Genomic DNA, 8,477 nt, shown 5'->3' on the forward strand with positions numbered 1-8,477 from the left:
GCGAGGCGCTGGACGAACGGGCAGCCGGAGCGCTTCACCCCGACGCCGCCCCCGCCCGTCCGCTGCGTACCGCCTGGGTCTTCTCCGGCCACGGCGGCTACTGGCTCGGCATGGCCGCCGGCTGTCTGGACTTCCCCGTCTTCGCCGCCGTCATCGACCGCTGCGAGACGCTGTTCCATACGCTTGACCCTGCGCTGCCTTCGCTGCGCACGCATTTTCAGCCTGCGCCCGATTCCGGCAATCCGGCCGACGCCGACGACGCCGACGCGCAGCTGGCCGTCTTCGCCGTCCAGGCCGGACTCGCCGCGCTCTGGCGCTCATGGGGCTGCGTCCCCGCTGCGGTCTGCGGCCACAGCATGGGCGAAGTCGCCGCGGCCCATGCCGCCGGCATCCTCTCGCTGGAGGATGCCGCCTGCGTGCTGCTGCACCGCACCCGGCTGCTGCGCCGCCTTCAGGGCCAGGGACGCATGGCCGCGGCCGTCGTCTCCCCCGGGGCGGCGGCCGAGCTGGCCGCCGAAGCCGGCGGCGGCATCTACGTCGCCGCGGTCAACAGTCCGCGCGCGGTCATCTTCTCCGGCGAAGCGGCGGCGATGGAGGCCTGGGTCCCGACGCTCAAGCGGCGCGGCGTTCCCGTGCGGTTCGTCCAGGCCCGCACGCCCGGCCACTGCCCGCTGACCGCGCCGGTTGCCGCCGAGCTAGAGCAGGCGCTGGCGGGAATCCGTCCGCAGGAGGCGGCGGTGCCGTTCTTCTCGACTGCGGACGGCGCTTTTCTAGGCGGCTCCGAGCTGGGCGCCGCTTACTGGGCCCGGCAGCTCCGCCAGCCGGTGCGCTTCCTCGAAGCGGTCCGGGCGCTGCGCCGCGAAGGAATCGGCGCCTATCTGGAGATCGGGCCGCATCCGGTGCTGTCGTCGGCGCTGCGCGATGCGACCGCCGAGCCGGAAGGCAGCGGCATGGAGCCTGCCTCCCAGAGCCCAGCTGCCGGCGAAGCGCCGGAGGACCTGGCTTCTCGCGGTGACTCTGCTTCCGGCGAGGACCTGGCTTCTCCCGGTGGCTTTACTTCCGGCAAAGACCTGGCTTTTCGCGGTGGCTCTGCTTCCGGTGAGGACCTGGCTTCTCGCGGTGGCGCTGCTTCTCGCGGAAACCTTCCTTCTCGTAATACCTCTGCTTCCCGTGAAGTTCAGGCTTCGCTTGAGGCTCCTGCTTCCAGCGAAGAAGCCGACTTCCCGGAGGAACGGGAGCCGCTGCTGCTGTCCTCGCTTCGCCGGGGCGAGGAGGACGCTTCCGTCCTGCTCGAAGGCCTCGGCGAGCTGTACGCCGCCGGATTGGAACCGCTCTGGAGCAGCTTTTACCCGGCCGGGCCGGTATTGTCGCTGCCCCTCTATCCGTGGCAGCGGCAGCGCCACTGGTTCGAGCTGTCCGGCGTTAATGAGACCGATTGGTCCTCCTTATTGCCGCAGGGAACTGCGGAGGAGCGGCATCCCCATCTGGAGAGCGGCACCGTGTTTGCCGCAACGGGTCATTGGGTCTGGGAGAGTGTGCTGAATACTGCCCGGCATCCGTACCTTCAGGATCACTGCGCCAAAGGCATTCCGTTATTCCCGGCTGCCGGTTACTTAGATATAGCCGTCGCCGCCGGCCGCAGCATTCAGGACCAGGCGAAGATCGAGCTCACCGGCGTCCGGTTCCGGGAGGCGCTCCTTCTGCCGGAAGGGCAATCCAGACGGGTGCAGGTGCTGGTCTCTGCGCCGTCCTACGGCCAGTCTTCTTTTGAGATTGTCAGCCGTCCCGCCGACGAACCGCAGGCGAAATGGACGACCCATGCGGACGGAACGATTGAATACCGTCAGACCGGCTCCGAGCATGACGCAGAAGCCGAATCTGCGCCGGAACTTCTTCAGCCGGACACCGTGCTGGAGCGTCTGAATCACCGAATGCTTGATGTGGCGGAGCACTACGATCGTCTCCGTCTCGCAGGCGGAGAATACGGGCCCCTGTTCCGCGGCATGGAGCAGCTAGCCGGAGGCGACCGGGAAGCGCTTGCCTCCATCCGTCTTCCCCGGGGGGCGGCGAATGCTGAACGGCACGCCGTTCATCCGGCGCTGCTGGACAGCGCGTTTCAGGCTATGGGCGGAACCCTTCAAGAAGAAGAGGGATTGTATTTACCTGTCGGAGTGGACCGCTTCACTCTGCTGGAGTCGCCGGATGACGGCATTCTGTGGAGTTATGCCGTGCTGGAAGAGCAGGCCGGCGAAGAAGCTGCCGGTACTGTACGAATCTGTGCGGAGGATGGACGGCTTGTCGCCGTCGCCGAAGGCCTTCGCGTACGGCGTCTCGCTTTGGCAGCCGGCTCTGCTGCAGACGACTGTCTGTACCGGCTGGATTGGCAGCCTTCGCCGGCACTTGCGCCTTCTCCGCGAAAGCAGCCAGTTCACTGGCTGCTGCTCGCCGACCGGCCTGGCATTGCGGAGCTTGCCGCCCGGGAATTGTTGTCGCGCGGGGACATCTGCCATCTGGCTTTTCCCGGAGAAGACTATGCCGAAGAGGGGAACAATCGTTATCGGATCAACCCTGCCGATCCCGCGCATTATGCCCGGCTGCTGGAGCAGGTACGGTGGCACAGCGGCAGCGATTTGGCAGGGGTCGTGCATCTGTGGGGAACGGAAGCTGAAGCCGACTTCACCGACGGAGAGAAGCGAATCGCTCAAGAACAGTTCCTGCTCCAATCGGTCCTGGAGCTGGTGCGCTGCCTGAATGCGGATCCGGCAGCTCTGCGGCTCTGGATTGCAACCCGCGGCGGCTGCGATGCAGGCAGCGCCGTTCCGAATCCGCTTCAGGCATCGCTCTGGGGAATGGGGGCCACGGCCGCGCTGGAGCTTCCCGCTCTGTCTTGTGTTCTGTTGGACCTGGACCCGGAAGAAGATCTAGAAGGTGCGGGCGTTTGGCTCGCCCAGGAACTTCTTGCCGGCGGTTCCGAGAATCGCATTGCGTATCGGAACCGGCAGCGGCTGGTCTCCAGGCTGGTCCGCTGGCAGCCGGAAGCTTTCTCGCCGGATTCGCTGGCAGCGGCCGATGCCGGAGAGGACGATTTTTATCTGAAAATCGCCCAAAGAGGCAGCTTCGATCATCTCCAGCTTCAGGAAATGCCGCGCCGCGAGCCGGGTCCCGGCGAACTTGCCATCCGCGTCCGCGCGTCGGGATTGAATTTCACAGACGTTCTGAACGCACTGGACCTGCTTCCCATCCCGGACCGCAAGGACGTTCCCGGCTGGGAATGCTCCGGAATCGTCGAAGCCGTAGGACCGGGAGTCGAGAATTTCCGGGAAGGCGACGAAGTCGTGGCACTGGCCCCGTGGAGTCTGGGCTCGCGGGTCATTGCCTCCGCTCTGTTGACTGTCCGCAAACCCGGGCAGATGAGCTTCGCTGACGCTGCGGGCATTCCCGCCGCTTTTCTGACGGCTTACTATTCCCTGTATCATATCGGCCGGCTTCAGCCGGGGGACCGAGTGCTTATTCACTCCGCTTCCGGCGGCGTCGGCTTGGCCGCCCTGCAATTGTCGCAGCTGGCCGGAGCCGAAATCTTCGCGACGGCCGGAACTCCGGAGAAACGCGACTATCTGCGCAGCTTGGGCGTAGAGCATGTCTACCCTTCCCGGACTCTGGATTTTGCACGGGAAATCCGCCGGGACACCCGGGGAGAAGGAATCGATGTCGTGCTGAACTCCCTTGCGGGAGAAGCCATTGAGAAGAGTCTGGAACTGCTGCGGCTGGGCGGACGTTTCCTGGAGATTGGCGTGTCCGATATCTACAACAATCACCGGCTCGGACTGCTGCCGTTCCAGCGCTCGTTGACCTACGCCTCGATTCTGCTCTATTACATCTGCGACGAGCAGCCGGAGCTTCTCGGGCGTATGCTGGAAGATCTCATGGAACTGTTCCGCCAAGGGCGTCTGACCCCGCTTCCCGCAACTCCGTTCCCGGCAAGCCGGGCAGATGAGGCCTTCCGTTATATGACAGCATCCAGACATATCGGCAAAATCATCGTTGAATTCGGCGGCGCGCCTGTCCGTCTTCACCCGAATCCGGGTAAATCCCCGGTTCGCCAAGACGGCTCTTACCTGATTACCGGCGGGAATACCGGTCTGGGACTGCTGACCGCAGACTGGCTGGTTCAGCAAGGCGCCCGGTTCCTGGTTCTGACCGGCCGCCGGTCGGCAGGCTCTGAGACGATTCAGGCGATGGAGCGCTGGACTGAACAAGGCGTGCGCTGTCTGTCCGTTCAGGCCGACGCCGCAGACGGGGAACGGATGCAGACTCTCTTTGACCAGATGGAGGCCGAGCTTCCCCCGCTGCGCGGAATTGTCCATGCGGCTGCGGTGCTGTCGGACGGCTTGCTCGCCAACCTGGACTGGAGTCAATTCTCCGATGTGCTCCGGCCCAAGACCGCCGCCGCCTGGAATCTCGACCGGCTCAGCCGGGATAAAGATCTCGATTTCTTCATTATGTATTCTTCGGCCGCTTCGGCGCTGGGTTCGCCCGGCCAGGCCAATTATGCGGCCGCCAACTTCTATCTGGACGCCTTGGCTTCGGCCCGGCGCCGCCGCGGACTTCCGGCGCTCTCGATCGGCTGGGGGCCGTGGGCCAAGGTAGGCGGAGCCGCCCGGCCGGACCGGGGCGGACGCCTCTCCGGTCAAGGGATCCTGTCCCTCGAACCCGAGACAGGACTCGCCGCTCTTCAGCGGCTGCTGGCATCCGGTCCGGCTCACGCTCTGTCTCTGGAGGCCGATTGGCCGAAGGCAGCGGAGAGCCATCCGGGCCCCTGGCCCCTCCTGCATGATCTGCTGCTCACGCCGGGACAGAGCGGCCATGGAAGTTCGGCTTCAGCCGGACACTTGAGAAGCACGCTTCTTGCCGCCCCCGCAGATGAAGCCGCCGCCCTTCTGGCTGCCGAGCTTCGGGGAACCGTTGCCCGGATTCTGCGGACCGCTCCGGAGCGGCTTCATTCCTCCCGGCCGCTCGTCAGTCTCGGGATGGATTCTCTAATGGCAATTGAATTGAAGAACTGGATTGAGCATCACACCGGCGTCTCTCTGCCTGTCTCCGCTCTGCTGCAAGGGGAAGGCATCAGTCAACTGGCCGCCCGAATCGCCGCGGAACTGCCAAAAGGAAACGGCGCGGTTCGGGAAGATCCCGCCCTATCGGAGGAAGCGGCCGAAGCCGAGCTGACCGGCCGTAGCCATCCGCTGACTGCGAATCAGCTCTCGCTCTGGTTCATGCATCAGTTCTCTCCGGGAAGCGCCGCCTATCATATCCCTAAGGCGGTCCGGATTCCCGGTCCGCTGGAGCCGGAATCTCTGATCCGTGCTCTTCAGGGAATGATCCGCCGGCACCCGGCGCTGCGGACTACTTTTGTAACCGAGCGCAAAGAACCGGTGCAGCGCATCGCAAGCGAAGCCCCGTTAAGCTTCCGGGCGGAGGATGTATCGGGCTGGAGCGAAGCCGAAATCGAGAACTGTCTGAGAGAGGAGACCAACCGGCCTTTCGACCTTGCCGCAGGGCCGCTGATGCGGGCATGCCTGTTCAGCCGCTCGCCGGAAGATCATATTATGCTGATGGTCTTCCATCACATCATTATGGACGGCTGGTCGTTCTGGATTTTCTTCAAAGAACTGTTTGAACTGTACGAAGCCGAGCTCAGCGGTCTGCCGCCGGCTCCGTCTCCCGTCTCCGGTCCGTATGCCGCCTATTTGCGGGCCTGCGCCTCCGGGACGGAGTTCACCGAGTCTATCGCGTACTGGACGGCGACGCTGGAAGGAGCAGACCCGGTGCTGCGGCTTGCAACCGACCGCCCCCGTCCGCCCGTACAGACTTTTACCGGGGCCTCCTGCTCGGAAGTGCTGGATCCCGCCCTCAGTATCCGGGTCAAAGCGCTGGCGGAAGAGCGGGGAACCACGCTGTATGCCCTGCTGCTCGGAGCCTGGCAGACTCTGCTCCATCAGTATACCGGTCAGGAGGACCTGGTCGTCGGCACCGCCGTGGCGGGACGCAATCAGGCTTATCTGGCAGGCCTGATCGGCTATTTTGTCAACATGCTGGCGATACGCGGCACGTTCACTCCGGGGATGACGTACCATGATGCGCTCGATGCGGCCCATGTCCGCGTGAATGAAGCGCTCCAGTATCAGGAGCTCCCGTTCTCTCGGCTGGTCCAGCTTCTCCGCCTGAAACGCGACCCGGCGCGCGCCCCGCTGTTCCAGGCCAGCTTTACCTGGCAGCAGGCGCAGACGGACCGCACCGGCATGCTGGACGCATTCGCGCTGAACCTTCCCGGCCTGCTCATGAACTCCGGTTCGCTGACTTTTGAATCGTATCCGCTGCAATGGCAGGGCGCGATGTGGGACCTGGCTCTCATGATGTCCGAGGTGGACGAACGGCTGGGAATTCTGATGCAGTACAACAGCGATCTGTACGACGAGCGGACGATCCGGCGCATGATCGGCGATTTCTCGAACCTGCTGAATGAAATGACGGTCGATCCCACACGGCCTATCCGGCGGTTATCCGCCTCTACTCTCAAAGAATAGGAGTTGCCCTTACCATGACCATCGACCATTCCCGGGAACCCTCTACGTTCGCGGAAGTTGTAGGCCTTCAAGCACTCCGGCATGCCGATCATCCCGCCTGTTTCTTCCTTGCGGGCGACGGCACAGAGACGGGGCGGTTAAGCTACGGCGAATTGGACCGCGCCAGCCGCTCTGTCGCCGCCCTGGTCCAGGAGATTGCTTCTCCCGGGGACCGGGTCCTGCTGCTCTATCCGCCGGGACTCGACTTCATCGCCGCCTTCTTCGGCTGCCTTTATGCCGGCGTCGTAGCCGTCCCCGCCTATCCGCCCAAGCAGAACCGGCATCTGCTCCGTCTCCAGGCCATCGTCGCCGACGCCGACGCCTGCGCCGTGCTGACCACCGGGGATATTCTCGGACGCGTCTCCCGCGGGCTGGACGAGCATCCCCGGCTGGCCGGGCTGGCTTGGCGAGCCACCGACCGCGGCGGTCTGCCGCAGGAAGATGCCTTCCGCCCGGTGCCGCTGACCGGCGACACCCTGGCTTTTCTGCAGTACACGTCCGGTTCGACCGGCCAGCCCAAGGGCGTCATGGTCAGCCATTACAATCTGCTCTGCAACTGCGATATGATCTGTTCCCAGTGGAACCTCTCGGAGAATGACCGCATTGTATCCTGGCTGCCGGCGTTCCATGATATGGGACTGATCGGCATGATCCTGACCGCCTTCTACCTGGGAACCTCCATCGTGCTCATGGCCCCGGTGTCTTTCATCCAGCGCCCAATCCTCTGGCTGGAGGCGATCTCCCGCTACCGGGGCACCTTCACGGCTGCTCCGAACTTCGGCTATGAACTCTGCGCGCACAAAATCACGGACGAGGCCGCGGCTTCCCTGGACCTCTCCTCCCTTCGCGTCGCCGCCAACGGCTCCGAGCCGGTCCGCGCCTCCACGCTTGCCGCCTTCGCCGAGCGGTTCGCCCCCGCCGGATTCCGGCCCGAGGCGGCCGCTCCCTGCTACGGACTGGCCGAAGCTACGCTGCTCGCCGCCGGCCACAGCGGCGTTCCCGAGCTGCGAAGCGCCGACCGCGCCGCGCTGGAACGCCACGAGCTGCTGGAACCGGCCGACGAAGCCTCCGCCGCCGAGCTCGTCAGCTGTGGTCCCGTAGCAGACCGCACCCGCATGGCCATCGTTCATCCGGACACGCGGGAAGTGTGCCCGGACGGCACCGTCGGCGAAATCTGGCTGTCCGGTCCTTCCGTGGCGCTGGGCTACTGGCGCAGGCCCGAAGTCACCGCCGAGGTCTTTCAGGCGACCCTCGCCGGCTCCGGCGACGGGCCGTTCCTGCGCACCGGCGATCTCGGCTTCCTCAATGAAGGCCGGCTGTTCGTGACCGGCCGGATCAAGGATCTCATTCTGATCCGCGGGCGCAACCTCTACCCGCAGGATCTGGAACTGGTCAGCGAACGCAGCCATCCCGCTCTTCTGCCCGGCGCCTCCGCCGCCTTTACGGTGGAGATTGCCGGGCAGGAGCGGCTGGTGGTGGTCCAGGAAGTAGCCCGGCATACGAAGGACACCGGCGAGGCCATGGCCTCGATTCGCCGCGCCGTCTTTCAGGAGTATGACGTCTCGCCTTACGCCGTCGTTCTCATCCGCCAGAGCTCTCTGCCCAAGACCTCAAGCGGCAAAATCCAGCGCCGCGCCGCCCGCGCCGAGTTTCTGGAGGACCAGCTTACCGTCGTCGCTCAGTGGCGCGAAGGTGAGGAGACCTCTGGCTCTGAACAAGCCGAAGCCGCTGCCGGAATGGGAATTCCGGCAGCTCCGGCCGCGGGCAGACCCGGAGGCGAAACCGGCCGGAGCGAAGCGGAGAACGGGAATGGCCCCGCCCCGGCAGCCATCGAACGCTGGCTGACCGCCGAGCTGA

Annotated in this window: 2 protein-coding genes; both read left to right on the forward strand. The window is 64.9% G+C overall.

What is annotated here, in order from left to right; translation table 11 throughout:
* Positions 1-6,581, forward strand: a 6,581-nt coding sequence (locus F4V43_RS18475; RefSeq protein WP_150459748.1) for an SDR family NAD(P)-dependent oxidoreductase, incomplete at its 5' end; no start/stop codon positions are given.
* A gap of 14 nt (positions 6,582-6,595) precedes the next feature.
* On the forward strand, positions 6,596-8,477 hold a 1,882-nt coding region (locus F4V43_RS18480), incomplete at its 3' end, for a fatty acyl-AMP ligase (RefSeq protein ID WP_150459749.1).

The sequence above is a fragment of the Paenibacillus spiritus genome, assembly GCF_008710135.1.
Lineage (GTDB): Bacteria > Bacillota > Bacilli > Paenibacillales > Paenibacillaceae > Paenibacillus_AQ > Paenibacillus_AQ glufosinatiresistens.